The following is a 17,310-nucleotide window of genomic DNA, read 5'->3' on the forward strand; positions in this document are numbered from 1 at the left end:
TTCCAAAATTCCGGGTTCATTTTTCCAACCAGTTGCTATTTGTCGCACCGCTTCAAGTCGCACATACTCACTCTCATTAGACACAACCCTTTGTTTCAACCAAGTATAAGTTTCTCTGGTATCCCTCCAGGTTGCAGCTACCACTTCGACAGCTTGAGTACGAATTTCACGAGCTAAGGCTAAATTTTTCTTATAAATTTCTTGAGAGTAAGGATCATCAAAATATCTACCGTTATAAGGTTTATAATAATAACTAAGGTCATACCCAGTCAAATCTTTTAACCTATTGAATAACCGATACCCCACATCACCAATACTATGACGACTCCTAACTTCAGACAAACACTTGCCCGCCAAAAATAAATTGGCAAACTTTTCCTCTTCCCCCTCTTGCTCCATCAAATAACTAATAATATCTCCCACAAACGTAACATCAATCATCCCCACAATTAACCGCAAAACCTCATGCCATTTCTCATCACGCCAATGCTTACCAAAAACATCATTTATCAATCCATCTATTTCCAGACTTTGTGTTTCCTTAAACTGCCAAACAAAACTCCAAGCACAGAAAAATTCCAAAAAAGTTCGATGCACAAAAGCATAATATTCAGCCCCAACAAAACACAAAATAAAATTCCGAGTCCGCAACTGTTGAATCAACGCCTTAGCCATAGGTCTCGCATCATTAATATCTATACTTTTCAGATATTCCGAAATAATCTCTCTTAAATCCTTTTCAGCAATCAAATTACCAGCTAAACCAGCCTCATTTTCCTGCATAAAAAAAGCCACCCGACGCAAAATTGCCTGCTTATCTTTATAGTCAATAGTTATCGGGTCAATTTTCGCATCAACCAAGGCTCGTTCCATATCCCATTGCTGTAATAAAACCCGCGAAGCTTGATTATAAAGTTCTGCCCTATCTCTCGGTAATTCTTGATGACGATTCAAGATAGCCATCATAGTTAATAAAAGGGGATTTCCTGACAATTGCTCAATAGCTGGAGAATCCTTAATTGCCCGTTTCAACCTCTCCCTTTTCCTCTCCTTTTCCGCCTCATCCTGATAAGTCAATTTATGCCAACGTTGAATAAAATCCTCAACTTGTTCCTCCTCCAAATCTTGCAACATAAAATGATAAAACTCAGCATCCCGAAGTTTTTGAGGTTTATAACCAATCACCCGCGAAGTAACAATAACCCGGACATTTTTATAGTCATTAGTAAACCGATGAATATCAGTAATTACCTCCTCTCGTTTAGCCGGATCGAAAACTTCATCTAACCCATCAAACATCACAATTGCATCACCATTTTGTAATTTTGCATGGAGTTCAGGTTTAGGTAAACGACAAACAACTCCACGACCTTTTTCCAGAAAATCCAGAAAATCATTACACTTATTCGCATCATAGTTACGCACATAAGTCCGCAGTTCAATCAACAAAGGAATTGGGTATAAAGGCAAATATTTTGGCAGTAACTCTGCCCATTGTAAAGCGATATATTGTAATAAAGTAGACTTGCCAGAACCGGGGTCTCCCAGAATAACTAAATATTTATAATTTTTATCTTCTACTAAATCTAAAACGGAGCGAATTTGTTGTTCAAAATATCTGCGCCGGAGACCTTCCAATTGTTCCGAAGAAAAATCTTCCTCAAGGTCTCCAGTCTCCTTTAACCGCTGCCGATATTCTTTAGGAATTTCATGTACTTGAGGCAAAAACTCTTGAGATTCCCGGACATTTTGAGGAATAAATATTTTCCATAATTTCAATTGATCGTAACCATAACCACTCGTATCTAAACTTTCTAATCTGACATTGCCATATTGTTCTCGGATTCCCTCTTGATGTTTTTTGAGATTAAAATCTAATTTAATATCAGAGTTTATATTTGCCAGATTTTGTGAATCCAATATTTTCCGTAAATCATCAGAATTTATCCTAATAATTTGAACTTTTTTGAGATAATTTTTAGCTATTTCTTCCCAGTCAAAAGTTTCTGGTAAATCTGGTAAAGAAGGATTAATTTGGTGCCAAATTTTTACCAATTGAGGAGTATCTAAAACCTTAATATCCTTATTAAACGGACTCCCCATAATTTCCAAAACCGACTCATTTTCCAGAAATAGTTTTAAATGCTGATTATATTTATCAATTTTACTTTGCTCTAACTCAGCAAGCTTTAATTCTTGCTCTACTAACCCTGAAAATTCTTGAAGAGCTTCCTGCATAGCCTTTTTCAAAGACCTTTTGTGGCGATCGCTTATCTCACCTGTAAAATCAGTAATACATTGCTTAAAAAAATCTTTAACATAGTCTTCAAGGGTTTCTTGAGCTAATTTTCCCAGAACTTCTCTAACGAGAAACCACAGTAATGAGAAAAATGTAGTAGTAGCAAACCATTCAAGCATAATTATTTCAGCTTTAATGTTAATAGTTATTTTTAATTATATTATATGTATCCCATCACCCCATCACCTTTTCTGAGTAATATTATTAGCTAAAGTAGTAGCGTATCTAGACTAAAATTGTGGTTAAAAAAACCTAACCCCCTAACCCCCTTCCCTACAAGGGAAGGGGGAATATCTCCCCTCTCCTGCAAGGAGAGGGGTTAGGGGAGAGGTCTTAATTTATCAAAACCAAAAAAATAAATCTAGACACTCTACTACGTTCTTTTTCGCCCTTAGTTCTAATTAACTTGCGGTTCCGAACCCTTCAACTCACAAACCATTCCAGAACAAGCGGGATCTTGAGGTCCCATCTCTGGTAACTCACTTGCTAACACATAACCATTCATCAACTCGGAAAAATTATCAGACTTACGCCGTTGCAACACCTCCCGTTGCAATTTTTCATATTCCTCCTGAGAAATACGTTCAAATGGCAACCGAGGGAACGGTGCATCAAACCGCGCTAACAATGCTGACGAAATATAACCCTCGTCATCCCGAATTGCTTCATAAATGCGTTTGCCCAAAGGTTCAATTTCTTCCTCTGTCAGCAGAATGGTGCTACTGCTATTATGAGTCGTCCAAGCTTGCTGTACCACCATGTAAAAATCAAACATAGCAGTAGCAGTGAACTTCTCAATGGCAATCTCCTCAATCCCAGGTAAATCTATCCAAGATACCTGCACTGGAATTTCCACTAACCATTCTTTCGCGCGTTCATCGAAAGGATCGTTGAGTAAATTTCCATTTTCATCTTTGCTTGACTGCCCCGGAATTACAGAATAACCATAGTCAAGACAAGCTAGTGCTACAGGATCATTTTTGGCAAAAGTAATCCGTCGCACCCACCGCAACCCAAAAGGAGGATGCCAACCAGGAGCAGCATTTGTTAACAGAGACTTTGTTCCGCTAGGCTGAATAGTTGTACAACGGTTCGGACGTTTCAGGTTGTGGCGATCGCAATAATCCCACACTACCCGATGCACTATTTCGCGCCACCGAGTTAAATATTCTGCTTCCTGTTCTTTAAATTCTAAACCTTGAATAGTTTCTGGACGTCCTGCTTGCCACCAACGCAACCATTCAACACCGAAAGCTTTTACAAAAAAGTCAAATAAACCAGTAAAAGACACCCCAACAATAGGGTCTAATTCTCGACTATAATTATAGCGAGGTTCCAGGAATTTATGGTTAAGTAAAGTTGCCACAGAAAGGGCACCAGCAGTAAAAGCTTCCTCCTGTTCTTTATGGTTATTTGGGTCAATTTGATTCAGATGGATCTCTGATAAATTGCAGTGGAAATTTGAGCCGATAATTTCCAATATTGTTACCCTAAAGGCTTTTTATCCTCTAGTTCTGGAGGTTTCCCTCATACCTATTTCTAGGATACAGCTGGTCAATTCCAGTTCAGTTCAGCATATCTTTTAATCTACAAATTGTAGATTCTGGAGACTCGTGGAGATATTATATTCTTCTTATTTATCAGTGTTAAATAAAAAGTTTCAATCTCTATGCGTTGCACTACTTATTGCTTTTAAATAATTAAGTTAGCTCAAGATTAGCATATAGAAAAAATACTTTTTCTGGTTAGCCTTCCTTGATTTTCCCCAGTGATTAACGTGAGGCAAAATTAACTACCACACGGATTGAGTCCTAGACGAGCTAAACGATGTTCTAATTCTTTTTCATTTAAATTAGGATAGTGTTCCTGAAACCATTTTTTGGCATTATCTTCTCCATAAGCTTTCAAGAAATCTCTTTTTATTTCGAGCGTTCGTAATAAATCGCAATTAGCACGAGCAACTGCTTCACCTGCCCACTGAATTGCACCTTCTCCAGAATAAAACTGCTTTCTCACTGCCTCAACACATTCTTCTAATGTTGGTTTGTGATGAAAAACATGAGTGTGATTTGCCATTCTCAAAGCATCTCTTTTTGGGTCAATTCCCCAGTTACCGTTTTCGTCTTGTCGCCAGAGATTATCCTTCGCTACAGCAAACTGGCGATCGCTACTATTTCCTTGCCTCATTCCCGCACTGTTCGATACTAAAACTCCTTCACAAACAAATTCATGGATACTGGCAACTTCAATATCATAAGTTGATGCTTCTCTCACATCCATCTCAACTTTTTTCACTTTCACCGGAATCAAATCTGTAGCATCAGCAACAAATTTCTTCACAGTAGGAGCAATCATTTGCTTATGAATTTTACCCCAGTGATATTGAGTAGTTTTTACCAAAGGTCTAACCATTTCCTTTGGAAAACCATGATCTTTGAAAGATTTAGGGCGATTCCGTCTTTGCACTGGAAACTGAGTAGAGTAAGTCATCATTACTTTTTCTACTGCTTCAAAAGCACTCTCACCTACAGTTACTAACTCACCTTCCCACTTTCCAGTTCGCTTGCGCACCGAACCACACAACCTTGTCGTGATTCCTAAAGATGCGTATAATGCTTGCACCTGTCGCAGAAAATCTTGGTAAACTGAAGCTACCAGTACGCCCTGAGAATGACAACCATCTGCGTCTGCTAAACCAGCTAAATAAGCTTGACGAATTTCTATTGTTCCCATCAGAATACAGTCAGGAATAGTAATAGAAGTAAATGACTGTTTAAACTGTGACAGATATTTGTTAAGAATGCTACTATTTAACTGAAGTTCATAAGCTTTGGTTTGACATTGTTCTGGGGTTCTCAGTGTATGTGTTTCTAAACCAAATTCTTGAGCAACATTAATCAGTCGTTCCAGAATTTCCTGACTATCCTGGTGAACTCGAAATCTGACTCGCCATCCATCTGAGGCAACCGATCCATCTCCATGCAAATATCCCAGAAAATAAGCAACTTCACTGGTAAGAGCGGGTACTGTTATTGGTTTTGCACCATGGGAGGTGACACCTTTCAACTCAGGGAGTTCGGTGGGAGTACCAGGTATTGCTTGAGGCACAAAAATCAAGCGATCGCCCTCTTGCAACTCTTTAGCTTTAATCATTTTATAGTTACCATACAAATCTTGCAGCACGGCAACTTTATGATCCGCAGTACATTCAAAATATCCGTCTTCTGTTTGAATGCGACATAAAGACTGAGTACCCTGAACGAAGAAATTTGTCACAGGATAAAATCCTTTGCTCGTTAAGACGCGATCGCCAACCCGAATTTTTTCAATGGGTACTAACCCTGATGCTGTATGTACTAAAGCACCTTCAGGTAAACAGCGTCTGATATTTCCTGCGACAATTGTCACTGCTGCTTCGTCAATTAACAGGCAACACTCGACAGAATTTAATTGTCGCCCAACTGCTTGATTTAAAATATTCCCACAACGTTGATACAATTCTGGCAATTTTACCGGGTTAGCAACACCACCAAATCCTTTTAAAGGTTCTCCCGCAGGTCTCACATCACTCAAATCAATGATAACATTCACCTTTCCCGAAAATCGTTCATCTGTTGACAACTCCAACAAAGCCTGATAGGAGCCTACCCAACCTTGACGACTATCACCAACAAAAATTTCTGCTTGGTCTTGATGAAATGTTACTTCTGTCAACTCACGACGTGACTCAGGGGGAGTGGCACCAATTTCACCCCGCAATACAATATTTAGATAATTGCGAATAGGTGGCAGTTGATTTATATTATGTGGTTCCAATACTGCACCAGTACCACACCCCATCATTGCTAAGTCCATTAACAGGCCAAAGGAGCGCCAGTCTATAATATTAGTGGACGAACAGTTGTAAGCCCCCGAAAAATTTTGTTGTTGGGTAATCCATTTTGTGCCACCTACCCACAACCAACGGCCAGATGATAGGGCCTTAAGTTGACTTTGCATCCGATAGAGTAAGTCTGTTTCTTCGGGGGTGAGTTGGCCTAATTTTCTGAGGCCATTAATTGTGCGATCGCACACTTCTACCCAAGTCTCACGGCCAGTTTCTGTCTTACGGCTATAAGTTCTATAAAATACCGGATTAGCAGTGGGAGCTGTTTCTGGGAACTCCCTATGATCTACTTTTTCTAGTTCTCGTACCATAGTCAAATAGAAAATAGAATTTTTTGGAAATAAGCAACAAATTACGAGTGTAGCGACATTTTATATATAGCGTCAAATTTTTGACAAATCTACCAAATTACTCTATATTTTGTGTTTTTTGTTTTTAGAGGTGGAATTGGAATTGAACTAGAGTTAAACTAGAGTTAAAAGTACGAGTAAAACACTATAAAAAACTCTTTGCCTGGCATAACCCAGGAAATACTTACCTGTAATAACTGAATCCTTACCAAGATACTAAACAAGGTACTATATATGTTCCGGAAAATATTGTCTTTTAAGAACAAATACAAAGCTAGTATAACAATTTTTGTATTTATTATTTCCCTGATTATTATTCTCAGCTTTAATTCAGAAAAAACCCTCTCTCAAGACATAAATCTAACTGTCTCAGAGAAAGTGATGAAAATGGAGGAAGGGCTAAAAAAAGAATTTGAAGCTTATTTTAGTCAAAATTTTTCTAAAGGTTCAAAAACTGGTGATGATATTTCTCAAAAATTGTTAGAAATTAGCCAAAAAAGCAATATAAGAACAGCCGTATTTTGGGCGATGCCTAGATCGGAATATTTACATTTAGTCTTTATTTCTCCAGGAAAAAAACCTCTAGTTCAAGATATTACTCTCAAAGACCAAACCCTAATTCAGACAGTTAAATCATTTTATGTTGAAATTAATAATACCCAGCTACTTTTTGCAGACTTTGACTTAAGTCAGGCTCAACAACTCTATGAATGGATTATTAAACCGTTTGAAGCAAATCTCGAAGCGGAAAAAATAGACACAATATTGTTTTGTTTAGGAAAAGATTTGCGTACTCTACCAATAGCTGCATTACACGATGGAAAACAATTTTTAGTAGAAAAATATAGCCTGGCAATTATTCCTGCATTTAATTTAATTGATTCCAATTATACTCCTATTGAAAAAGCTAGAATTTTAGCCATGGGGGCATCAGAATTTCAGAAACAAACTCCTTTACCAGCAGTTCCAGTTGAACTCTCAACAATTGTTAATATGAACCTCACAGAAAATATCTCACCTCAAAATCTTTCTGGAGGTTGGCCTGGAGAATTGTTTCTTAATCAGGAATTCACCTTAGAAAACTTAAAAAATAAACTTTCTTCTCAATCTTTTAATATTATTCACTTAGCAACTCATGCGGAATTTCGGCCTGGAAAACCTGAAAATTCTTACATTCAATTTTGGGATACTAAACTCCATTTAGACAAAGTGAAAGAGATTAATTGGAACAATCCTCTAGCTGAATTATTAGTTTTAAGTGCTTGTAAAACTGCCGTTGGAGATCGAGATGTGGAGTTAGGTTTTGCTGGATTAGCTTTAGAAGCAGGAGTTGAGTCTGCATTAGCAAGTTTATGGTACGTTAATGATATTGGAACTTTAGCCTTAATGAGTGAATTTTATGAACAGTTAAAAACAGCACAAAGTAAGGCTGAAGCGATTAGACAAACTCAAATTCAAATGATTCAAGGAGATGTGTTATTGAGGAATGAAAGATTGAAGTTTTCTAGAGGAGAAATATCTTTACCTGAGAGTTTACAAGGATTGGGAGAAACTAACTTTTCCCATCCTTTCTATTGGTCAGGATTTACTCTTATTAGTAGTCCTTGGTAATCTAGAGTGTGGAGAATCTGGGAAGTGTGGGGAGATAAAATCTTCTCTGCTCAAAATGCCAAATTTTTGCAGCTTTAGCGACTGAAAAGCTTGTACTTTTTTCACTCTAAAAAGGCATTTGCATTTATTTTTAAATGCTCTGAGCTTCATCAGCTAGCCCTAATTAATAGTTAATAATAATTAAGCTCATAGTTTTGCTCTACCCCTAATTTTAATACCAAATATCTGTCATTACAAAAATTGGTATGGTGAAAATTCTCTTAACTAACTATTAGAAACTCTATATTTGGTAATAATGGGTCTTGAATTATTCCTACTCCTTGAAAACTCCATCTATTAAGTATTGTTTTTAACTGGGTACTGGGAATAGATTCTACTGCGAAGCGATCGCTCAAATCTGGGGCGTGGGTATTTAAGTAACTATAGGCATCAAAATCTTTCTGAAATAATAATAAGAATTTTACAGCTTCATCTGGGTTGGGATTGGCACTAATATAACTACCATCAACTTTAGAACGAAGTAAATAATAAACTTGAGATAACATGGGAAATTTTTGATTTGAGATACTAAAATTTTTACTACAACATTTCCACATAATGTTACTGCTCAACCTGGAGAGGGGCCGATGAAAGATGCTGTAGCTATAAACAATGCTAAAATAATAGAAGAAAATAGGCTTGGCTATTCAGCAACCCTAAAAATATTACATCAGATATTTCAGCGTGTAGAATCTTGTTCCATGTAGTATATAAAAGACAATCAAGAGTAGCAAAATGACCATTTTGGGACAAGCTCAAATCTATTCTATAGCTGAAAGCACCATTATTTATTTTAACTAGGTTAATACCTTGCCAGGAGAGGGTTTGAGCCTTATTTAGGGATTAAAACCTCTAACTCCATAACTAACCATGAAACAAATAACCCTTGCAGAACTTCCCGAACCAGTCCAAAACTTAATTAACCAAGCACAAAAAACAGGCGAACTCTTGACTATCATCCAAGATGGTATTCCCTTCCCTATTATTTCCCCTGTCAAGAAAAAATCTCTTCTGCAAACCCTTTCTACCCTTGAACCCTTAAATGAAGACTTTGCAGACGTGGACGAAGGATTATTACCCTTAGATGACATTGATTTGTCAAAATGAGTTATTTATATTTATTAGATACAAAAATCATTTCTGAACTGATTAAAAACCCAAGAGGCTTCATTAATTGATAATGGATAATGGATAATTACCTCATGTAAAACCGTAACAGAATATGTGTATATTGATAATTGATAATTAATCCCCAATACAAAAGCTGATAACTGATAACTGATAACTGAATAACTACTTCAGACTTTCCAACTTAATCCGAGGATCTACAGCTTTCAACAATAAATCAGCCAATAAATTACCAATAATTAACATTAAAGCACCCATCATTAAACTTGCCATAACTAAATATAAATCTTGGTTTCTTACTGCTTCTAAAATTAGACTTCCTAATCCTGGCCAGTTAAAGAAATATTCAGCAATAAATGAACCACTTAATAATGAAGCAAATTCAAATCCCAATAACGTTACTAAAGGGTTAATGGCATTTCTCAAGGCATGAACATAAATCACTCGATTCTCTGGAAGACCCTTAGCTCTTGCCGTTTGAATATAATTTTGTCGCAAAACATCCAATAATTGCCCCCGCATTAACCTCTGTAAACCTGCAAAACTGGTAATACTTAAAGCAATTGTCGGTAAAATCATGTGCCAACCCATATCGAAAACTTTACCCACAAAAGAGAAGTCATCATAGTCGATACTTTGCATTCCTCCAACTGGTAATAAAGGAGAAATATTTTGGGCTAAAAATAATAATAATAAAGCAGTAATAAAACTAGGAAAACCTTGACCAGTATAACTAATTAATTGTAGAAAACGGTCTAAAAAACGATTTTGATTAACTCCAGCAATAATCCCTAAAGGAATAGCGATCGCCCAAGTCATTATTAAGGAAGAAATAGATAAAATTAAAGTTGCTGGTATTCGCTCCCATAACAAATCAGCTACTGGTTGCTGAAAGACAAAACTTCTACCAAAATTTCCACTGGTGATAATTCTTCCTAACCAACGTAAATATTGTTCTAAAGGAGACTTATCTAAGCCAAACTGTTCCTTAAGTTGTTGAATAGTTTCTTGGGAAATTTGGGGATTTTGACTCAAAGTGTCTAAATAACTACCTGGAGCTAACTGAATTACAGCAAAACAAAGAGCAGATGCTAGGAATAAAGTCAAGATTGCTTGTAATAATCTCTTCAATATATAAGCAAAAGTGTCACTGGTAATTAGTTGTTTTAGTTTCCTATGCTTCAATTTTCTAAATTAAGTTACTTGAGCAGATTTAAGATTAAAATTTAGTTTAAATCTTGTTGTTGATACACTCTATTCCATGTAAGTGTATTGCACTGATTCTAGTAGATTAGCCTAATCGTTTTTCCTCTACCGCTTCAAAAAAGCTAGTATATAAACTATCTAGTTTTTTTTGCTCAAAATTTATCTATACATATACCAATAATTTCTAGTATTCGATTATGCTAATAATTGGCACTTTAGGCAATTTTTGGCGTCCATTTAAGTCTTTTAACTCAATAATAAAACCAAAGCCTACTAATGTACAATTTGCTTTTTCGATTAATTGAGCTGTAGCTCCTGCAGTTCCACCCGTTGCCAATAGATCGTCAATTACTAAAACTCGACTACCTGCTGGCATTGCATCTTGGTGCATCTCTAAACTATCTTGGCCATACTCTAAATCATAAGTAACTGAGTAGACTTCTGCGGGTAGCTTTCCCGGCTTGCGGACTGGTATGAAGCCTACATTCAACTGATAGGCTAAAGGGACTCCAAAAATAAAGCCCCGGGATTCCATGCCCACTACATAATCTGGTTGAAATTCTGAACATTTTTCTGTCAAAATGTCAATAGTGTAATGTAAACCATCTGGGTTGCTCACAAGAGTAGTAATATCTCGGAATATAATTCCTGATTTAGGAAAATTTGGGATTTCGCGGATTAAATTTTTTAGTTCCATTGTGGTTCAAGTCAAAAGTCAAAATTGAAAACATATCATAATCATATTTCGAGCGAGCAATTCTAGTCGGTTACTACTACTCAGGTACTAAATAGCTATAGGTTATATAATTATTAGAAACTGATCTTGGAAATTGTATCATTAAAAAATTCTCAGTAATGGAAGTATATCTCTTTTTCTAAAAATTATTAATATAAGACTTGTAATTTAAGTGTTATTATTCGATATTTTTTGACCATAGTTGCTTAACTATCTTGATATTTTCACCAAAATAGTGTAAGGAAGTATAGAATACTGCTGTAAAAGTAATGGAATTAAAAACTTCTCCCAGTCCATCTAAACCACTGATATTAAATAATTTACCAGATATACCTCTCCGTGATGGTGGGTGTCCCCGAAGAACTAAGACTCAAATCGATTTAATGCTTTTAGCAATTGAAGCTTTGCAACTTGGAGGAGCTGAAGTAATGCTGAAGGTTGTCAAAGACTTAGAATTACAAGAGATTATTCCCAATCGCGTTTCTTTGTGGCGACTGCGTAGTACAAATCCCCTACGTCAAAATAGTCAACGTCGTCCTTTGACATTGACTGAAGCTAAAGCACTAGTAATTATTGCTTGTCACTTGGCCAAACGCTTAACCGTCCCAATTCGGAAACTTTTGTTTGACTATCAGCAGTTAAGCCAAAAACAGTTACCAATAGAAAGTCATTTACAATTATCCTTTTATTTGGAACAGTTTAGAGCACACTTTCGCAGTCGTATGAACCCTAGGCGTTCCGGTGTAATGGCTTACAATTCTGAGGAAAAGTTAAATCAACTAGGGTTAGAGTTATTAGGTAAATTGCTATTTTGTACTGGTACGACAGGTATGCAGAGGTTTTGGATTAGTCTGTTTGATGGAGAAGTTATGTAATATATAGCGCTAGGGAATAGGGAATAGGGAATAGAGAATAGTATACTGTCAAAGGGTTTCAGGATTTATAAATGCCCTAACCTTAATGCGTAATGCTATATAGAACCCCTAAGAGATCTATATAATTATGCTAGTCTTGTCTTTTCGTGCATCAAGAATGAGGAAAAATTATCTCAAGGAGTGTTGAATTTTTTTTATTATTTTTCCCCACATCTTCCCTCTTTCCTCTTACCTCCTGTCTCCTAACTCCTAGCTAACGCACATATTTATAAAGATACGCTTAGGGGTTCTATATAGCAATCTTATTCTAGTTGTAATATTTTGGTGATAAGGGCGATTCGCGAATCGCCCCTATAGGAATCATGAGTCATAATTTTATAGGTTTTCAGCCCAAATTAACTATTATAAAAATTGTTACAACCAATTTAGGATTGCTATAGGCGCTACAAAGTGGCATGGGAACAATATTTCCTAGTTTAAGTTGATCATTACTCTATGCCATAACTGCTCTGAAGAAAGTCAAAAGTTCAAAGTAAGATTTTATCGACTAAAAACTTTGAAACTATTAATCATTCAGAGCTATTATTTCACATCATAAATCGGGAAATATTAGCAGTACCATTGAATCCCAGTATTTTGTTAAACTATTAGTTTTTGTTATACTTGTGACTCTCCAAAAGTTATAGCTGAAGTCAGAAGGTGCGATAGGAAACCAGTCGCATTGTCAATCTACATAACTTAAACTCCCAGCACGGACTAAATTTCAGAGGATATAGAATGTCCGCGCTATTAATTACCGAAATATTGTGGTTTAAAGCCTCCCTTTTTAAGGGGATAATAAATAAAAATTTTCCTGTTCGTCAATCCTCTTCTTTTCAAGGAGAGGTAATTCTCAATTCTTCAATACTGCTATAAATCAACGCTGAATAACACTAAATTTTGATTCTGTCAAACTGGATAAATTATAGGTTTGAAAATTAGTTAGCCGTGTAGGCGATCGCTCCTTACCAAATTAACCAGTTACTATTTTTTAACCACTTCATCAAGGATAATACTTAAGTATTAAAGCTATTATTTCCTAACATAACTAAAATTAGTTATAAAGATGACACTATATCATTGTTTTTTAGAATACCAAATGCCTGAAAAAAGGCAAGCTTGTAGAAATAGAAAGGAAAATTTTACGCCGAATTTGATGTTTTTTTTATTTAAAATTTAAAATATAAACTCTATCATATATAACTTTTATTTATGACTTTGCTTTGGAGTGTTGACTTAGGAAGCCTAATATAGTGTTAATTAACTTTAAATATAATTAAATATCTATGTCAGTGACATAATCCCAGACTATAGCCTCAGCTTAGTATGGTCTTCTTGTTTCCCAATCCAGGTATCCCGTCAACTCCACAAAGCTCTAGTAAAAGAATGCCCTGTTTCAGTATTTCAAGACTCTGTTGTCAGTCGGAGGTAGTGTTTCCCTACGCCACATATTTGGGGAACATTTCCAGGGAAAAAGCGTAGCTCCGATCTAGGAAGCTAACTAAAATGACTGCTCTTCAATAAAAACATCATATAAAATTTAAATTGTACACTGATTTAAAGTTAATCAAATTCAACTTAATACAGATTTAAAATCAACTAAATATTAACATCAAAAAATATGTCAAAAAAATTAAAAAATTGAGAAAATAACTGAAATTAACCTCAGAAGAAAAGAATGGAATTATAATCTAAACAGATATCGAGCCAGCTCCAGAAAAAGCCAAAATTAGGTTAAGGAGATAATTATGAAAGTAACAAACGAGCAACAACTCGAAGAACTAATACAAAAAGTCAAACTAGCCCAAGAAAAATACGCCACTTATACTCAAGAACAAGTAGACTACATATTCAAAAAAGCAGCTCTAGCAGCCAACGCAGCTAGAATTCCCCTAGCAAAAATGGCAGCCTCAGAAACAAGCATGGGAGTAGTAGAAGACAAAGTAATCAAAAATCACTTTGCCTCAGAAATTATCTATAACAAATACAAAAACGAAAAAACTTGTGGAGTTATCGAAGAAGATAAATCTTTTGGCTTCCAAAAAATTGCCGAACCAGTAGGAATTCTTGCCGGAATAGTTCCTACAACTAATCCCACATCAACAGCAATTTTTAAATCATTAATTAGTCTAAAAACTCGTAACGCAATAATATTTTCTCCTCACCCCAGAGCAAAAAAATGTACCTGTGAAGCAGCTAGGGTAGTTCTCGAAGCAGCAGTTGCAGCAGGGGCACCAGAACAAATCATCGGTTGGATAGATGAACCAACAGTTCCCCTCTCCCAACAATTAATGCAGCATTCAGACATTAAGCTAATTCTTGCTACTGGCGGACCCGGAATGGTTAAAGCTGCTTACTCATCAGGTAATCCATCCTTGGGAGTAGGAGCTGGAAATACTCCAGCTTTGATTGACGAAACTGCTCATATTAAAATGGCAGTCTCTTCAATTATCCTCAGTAAAACCTTCGATAATGGTATGATTTGCGCCAGCGAACAATCAGTAGTTGTGGTTGATAGTGTTTACGATACAGTCAGACAAGAATTTATCAACCGAGGCGCTCACTTCCTAACTCCAGAAGAAAAAGACAAACTGCGGAGCAAAATTATTATCAATGGACGGTTGAATGCAGAAATTGTTGGTCAACCAGTGCAAAAAATTGCTGAAATGGCAGGTTTCTCTATTCCAGAACAAACCAGAGTAATAATTGGTGAAGTGGAAGACATTAACCATGAAGAAGCCTTTGCCCACGAAAAACTCTCTCCCATTTTGGCAATGTATCATGCAAGTAGCTTTGAGGAAGCTGTAGACAAAGCCGAAAGTTTAGTCGAATTTGGTGGACGGGGACATACAGCAGCTCTATATACTTCCCCTGCTAATACAGATCATATTAAACGATTTGAAGATACAGTCGAAACAGCCAGGGTTTTGATTAATACCCCTTCTTCCCAAGGAGCGATCGGCGACATATATAATTTCCGTCTTGATCCTTCCTTAACTCTCGGTTGTGGAACATGGGGTGGTAACTCGGTTAGCGAAAATGTTGAACCTCACCATCTGCTGAATATTAAGACAGTGGCAGAACGTCGAGAAAATATGTTGTGGTTCCGTGTTCCTCCAAAAATTTACTTTAAATATGGAGCTTTACCTACTGCCATGCGAGAGTTGGCAGGTAAAAAACGGGCGTTCATTGTCACTGACAAACCCATATATGAACTGGGGATGACTAAAGGTTTGGAAAATGTTCTGGATGAAGTAGAGATTAAATATGACATTTTCTATGATGTGGAACCCGATCCTTCCCTGGATACTGTGAACCGGGGTTTGGATCTGATGCGAAAGTTTAATCCCGATGTGATTATTGCCATCGGTGGAGGTTCCCCTATGGATGCTGCAAAAATTATGTGGTTGATGTATGAGCATCCAGAAATTGAGTTTGAAGGTTTGGCAATGCGGTTTATGGATATCCGCAAACGGGTTTATGATTTACCAGCTTTGGGCGAGAAAGCTATTTTAGTGGCAGTACCTACGACTTCTGGTACAGGTTCGGAAGTTACACCTTTTGCTGTGGTGACAGATCGCCGGAATGATATTAAGTATCCTTTGGCAGATTATGCTTTGACTCCCAGTATGGCAATAGTAGATCCAGAGTTGGTGCTAAATATGCCAAAAAGTTTGACTGCTTTTGGTGGAATAGATGCTTTGACTCATGCGGTGGAAGCTTATGTTTCTGTTTTAGCTTCCGAATATACGAACGGTTTGTCGTTGGAAGCTATCCGATTAATTTTTAAGTATCTACCTTCTGCTTATAACAATGGTGCTAACGACCCCAAAGCACGAGAAAAGATGCACTATGCAGCAACAATGGCAGGTATGGCTTTTGCTAACGGTTTTTTGGGCGTTTGCCATTCCATTGCTCACCAGTTAGGAGCTATTTTTCATATTCCCCATGGTTTAGCAAATGCGTTAATGATTTCTCATATTATTCGTTACAACGCTACCGATGCGCCATTTAAACAAGCAACTTTCTCCCAATATAAATATCCTAATGCTAAATGGCGTTATTCTCGAATTGCTGATTATTTGCTATTAGGTGGAGAAACTGAAGATGAAAAGGTAGATTTGTTAATTGCTGCTATTGAAGACTTGAAGAGTCAAGTAGGTATTCCCAAGGCAATTAAAGATGTCGTTTCCGTGAGTGAAGCTGAATTTTTTGCCAGGTTAGAAGATTTGGCAGACCAAGCTTTTGATGACCAATGTACAGGTTCAAACCCTCGTTATCCTTTGATTAGTGATATTAAGCAGTTGTTGACTAATGCTTATCATGGTAACTTAGTTACTTCTGGCGAGTTAAATGGTAATGGGAGTCAGGGTTCAGGAGTTAAGAGTCAGGAGGGAATAGGAGTAAAATAAGGAGTCAGGAGACAGGAGTCAGCAGTCAGAATGAATCAAAAGTTAGTGGGGTGTTGAAGGGCGGTAGCGTAACCCAACCATTACCTGCAGAGTGTAGGGGCAGGTTTTGACGATAACATAGTGCTGATGTCAAAGATTTTGCTAAACTCGCCCCCTATATCACGGACGCACAATGGATGGGGCGGGTTTATTTTATTTATTGGGTAGTTTCAATATTTTGTGATGAACCCGCCCCTACTTTTTGATTCTGCTAACCTCCCTACATCTGCATTTACAAGCAGACAGAATAACAAGTGATTTTGCTCACTTAAAACATTATCATTAATCACATTGAAAATCTGAAGAAGTCACAGATTGTTAGTAATTTTTATGAGATGGTAGAATAAAATTAGGAGTGCATTATGGGTACTAAAAACTGTACAAAACCACTAAAGTCAAATCCTTTTCAGTCTATTCGCGACCCCAAAACAGGAAGATGGGTAATTATTAAATCTTGCGAACAGCAAATTAAGAAAAAAGAAAAAGCTGCTTGAGATAGATATCTCTTTCATCTAACATTTATCATCTATTTTTTAAAATTAATGAATCAATCAACAAAAGTAGTCTTTAAATAGGCTACTTTTTTTATTACAGCAGTTTTTATTTGAATAACTGTTGTAGGAGTAATGAGTAAGGAGTAATGAGTAATGAGTAATGAGTAATGAGTAATGAGTAATGAGTAATGAGTAA

The 17,310-nt window shown here is 36.6% G+C and carries 11 protein-coding genes; 5 read left to right on the forward strand and 6 right to left on the reverse strand.

Annotated elements, in window-relative coordinates:
- From ACP6PL_RS18565 to ACP6PL_RS18575, 3 genes are all read right to left on the reverse strand, one after another.
- A partial coding sequence (locus tag ACP6PL_RS18565) for an NACHT domain-containing protein (protein WP_426546755.1) occupies positions 1–2,418 on the reverse strand: 2,418 nt, incomplete at its 3' end.
- A 278-nt stretch (positions 2,419–2,696) separates the two neighbouring features.
- On the reverse strand, positions 2,697–3,779 hold the full coding sequence (gene nrdJ / locus ACP6PL_RS18570; RefSeq protein WP_426546756.1) for a ribonucleoside-triphosphate reductase, adenosylcobalamin-dependent: 1,083 nt from the start codon (positions 3,777–3,779) through the stop codon (positions 2,697–2,699).
- A 308-nt stretch (positions 3,780–4,087) separates the two neighbouring features.
- The gene (locus tag ACP6PL_RS18575) at positions 4,088–6,496 is read right to left on the reverse strand and encodes an LAGLIDADG family homing endonuclease (protein ID WP_426546757.1); all 2,409 of its coding nucleotides are present in this window, start codon (positions 6,494–6,496) and stop codon (positions 4,088–4,090) included.
- Positions 6,497–6,784: 288 nt separating this feature from the next.
- Here ACP6PL_RS18575 and ACP6PL_RS18580 point away from each other — a divergent pair, with 288 nt between their 5' ends.
- Positions 6,785–8,146 carry a CHAT domain-containing protein gene (locus ACP6PL_RS18580; protein WP_426546758.1) on the forward strand — a complete coding sequence of 454 codons (1,362 nt, stop codon included), beginning with the start codon at positions 6,785–6,787 and terminating at the stop codon, positions 8,144–8,146.
- Between the two features lie 260 nt (positions 8,147–8,406).
- Here the strand turns inward: ACP6PL_RS18580 and ACP6PL_RS18585 are convergent, their stop codons facing one another.
- Entirely contained in the window at positions 8,407–8,742 is a 336-nt protein-coding gene (locus ACP6PL_RS18585; RefSeq protein WP_426546759.1) for a hypothetical protein, read from the reverse strand.
- A 313-nt stretch (positions 8,743–9,055) separates the two neighbouring features.
- Here ACP6PL_RS18585 and ACP6PL_RS18590 point away from each other — a divergent pair, with 313 nt between their 5' ends.
- The gene (locus ACP6PL_RS18590; RefSeq protein WP_426546760.1) at positions 9,056–9,292 is read left to right on the forward strand and encodes a hypothetical protein; all 237 of its coding nucleotides are present in this window, start codon (positions 9,056–9,058) and stop codon (positions 9,290–9,292) included.
- A 186-nt stretch (positions 9,293–9,478) separates the two neighbouring features.
- Here ACP6PL_RS18590 and ACP6PL_RS18595 read toward each other — a convergent pair whose 3' ends face one another.
- Complete coding sequence (locus ACP6PL_RS18595; protein WP_426546761.1) at positions 9,479–10,498, reverse strand: ABC transporter permease; 1,020 nt, start codon at positions 10,496–10,498, stop codon at positions 9,479–9,481.
- A 205-nt stretch (positions 10,499–10,703) separates the two neighbouring features.
- Positions 10,704–11,216, reverse strand: a complete 513-nt coding sequence (locus ACP6PL_RS18600) for an adenine phosphoribosyltransferase (protein ID WP_426546762.1) — start codon at positions 11,214–11,216, stop codon at positions 10,704–10,706.
- Between the two features lie 308 nt (positions 11,217–11,524).
- Here ACP6PL_RS18600 and ACP6PL_RS18605 point away from each other — a divergent pair, with 308 nt between their 5' ends.
- From ACP6PL_RS18605 to ACP6PL_RS18615, 3 genes are all read left to right on the forward strand, one after another.
- Positions 11,525–12,130, forward strand: a complete 606-nt coding sequence (locus tag ACP6PL_RS18605) for a DUF3038 domain-containing protein (protein ID WP_426546763.1) — start codon at positions 11,525–11,527, stop codon at positions 12,128–12,130.
- A 1,787-nt stretch (positions 12,131–13,917) separates the two neighbouring features.
- Complete coding sequence (gene adhE / locus ACP6PL_RS18610) at positions 13,918–16,581, forward strand: bifunctional acetaldehyde-CoA/alcohol dehydrogenase (protein WP_426546764.1); 2,664 nt, start codon at positions 13,918–13,920, stop codon at positions 16,579–16,581.
- Positions 16,582–16,982: 401 nt separating this feature from the next.
- A complete protein-coding gene (locus ACP6PL_RS18615) occupies positions 16,983–17,114 on the forward strand; it encodes a hypothetical protein (protein WP_426546765.1) in 132 nt (43 codons plus the stop codon).
- Positions 17,115–17,310: the final 196 nt, after the last annotated feature.

Origin of the sequence: Dapis purpurea BLCC-M126 (assembly GCF_050015975.1) — a bacterium.
Lineage (GTDB): Bacteria > Cyanobacteriota > Cyanobacteriia > Cyanobacteriales > Microcoleaceae > Trichodesmium.

Bases quoted from the DNA above. Each gene is read 5' to 3' on its own strand.
- ACP6PL_RS18575 (WP_426546757.1), bottom strand. From the start codon at position 6,496: ATGGTACGAGAACTAGAAAAAGTAGATCATAGGGAGTTCCCAGAAACA.
- ACP6PL_RS18585 (WP_426546759.1), bottom strand. From the start codon at position 8,742: ATGTGGAAATGTTGTAGTAAAAATTTTAGTATCTCAAATCAAAAATTT.
- ACP6PL_RS18590 (WP_426546760.1), top strand. From the start codon at position 9,056: ATGAAACAAATAACCCTTGCAGAACTTCCCGAACCAGTCCAAAACTTA.
- ACP6PL_RS18600 (WP_426546762.1), bottom strand. From the start codon at position 11,216: ATGGAACTAAAAAATTTAATCCGCGAAATCCCAAATTTTCCTAAATCA.
- ACP6PL_RS18605 (WP_426546763.1), top strand. From the start codon at position 11,525: ATGGAATTAAAAACTTCTCCCAGTCCATCTAAACCACTGATATTAAAT.
- adhE (WP_426546764.1), top strand. From the start codon at position 13,918: ATGAAAGTAACAAACGAGCAACAACTCGAAGAACTAATACAAAAAGTC.
- ACP6PL_RS18615 (WP_426546765.1), top strand. From the start codon at position 16,983: ATGGGTACTAAAAACTGTACAAAACCACTAAAGTCAAATCCTTTTCAG.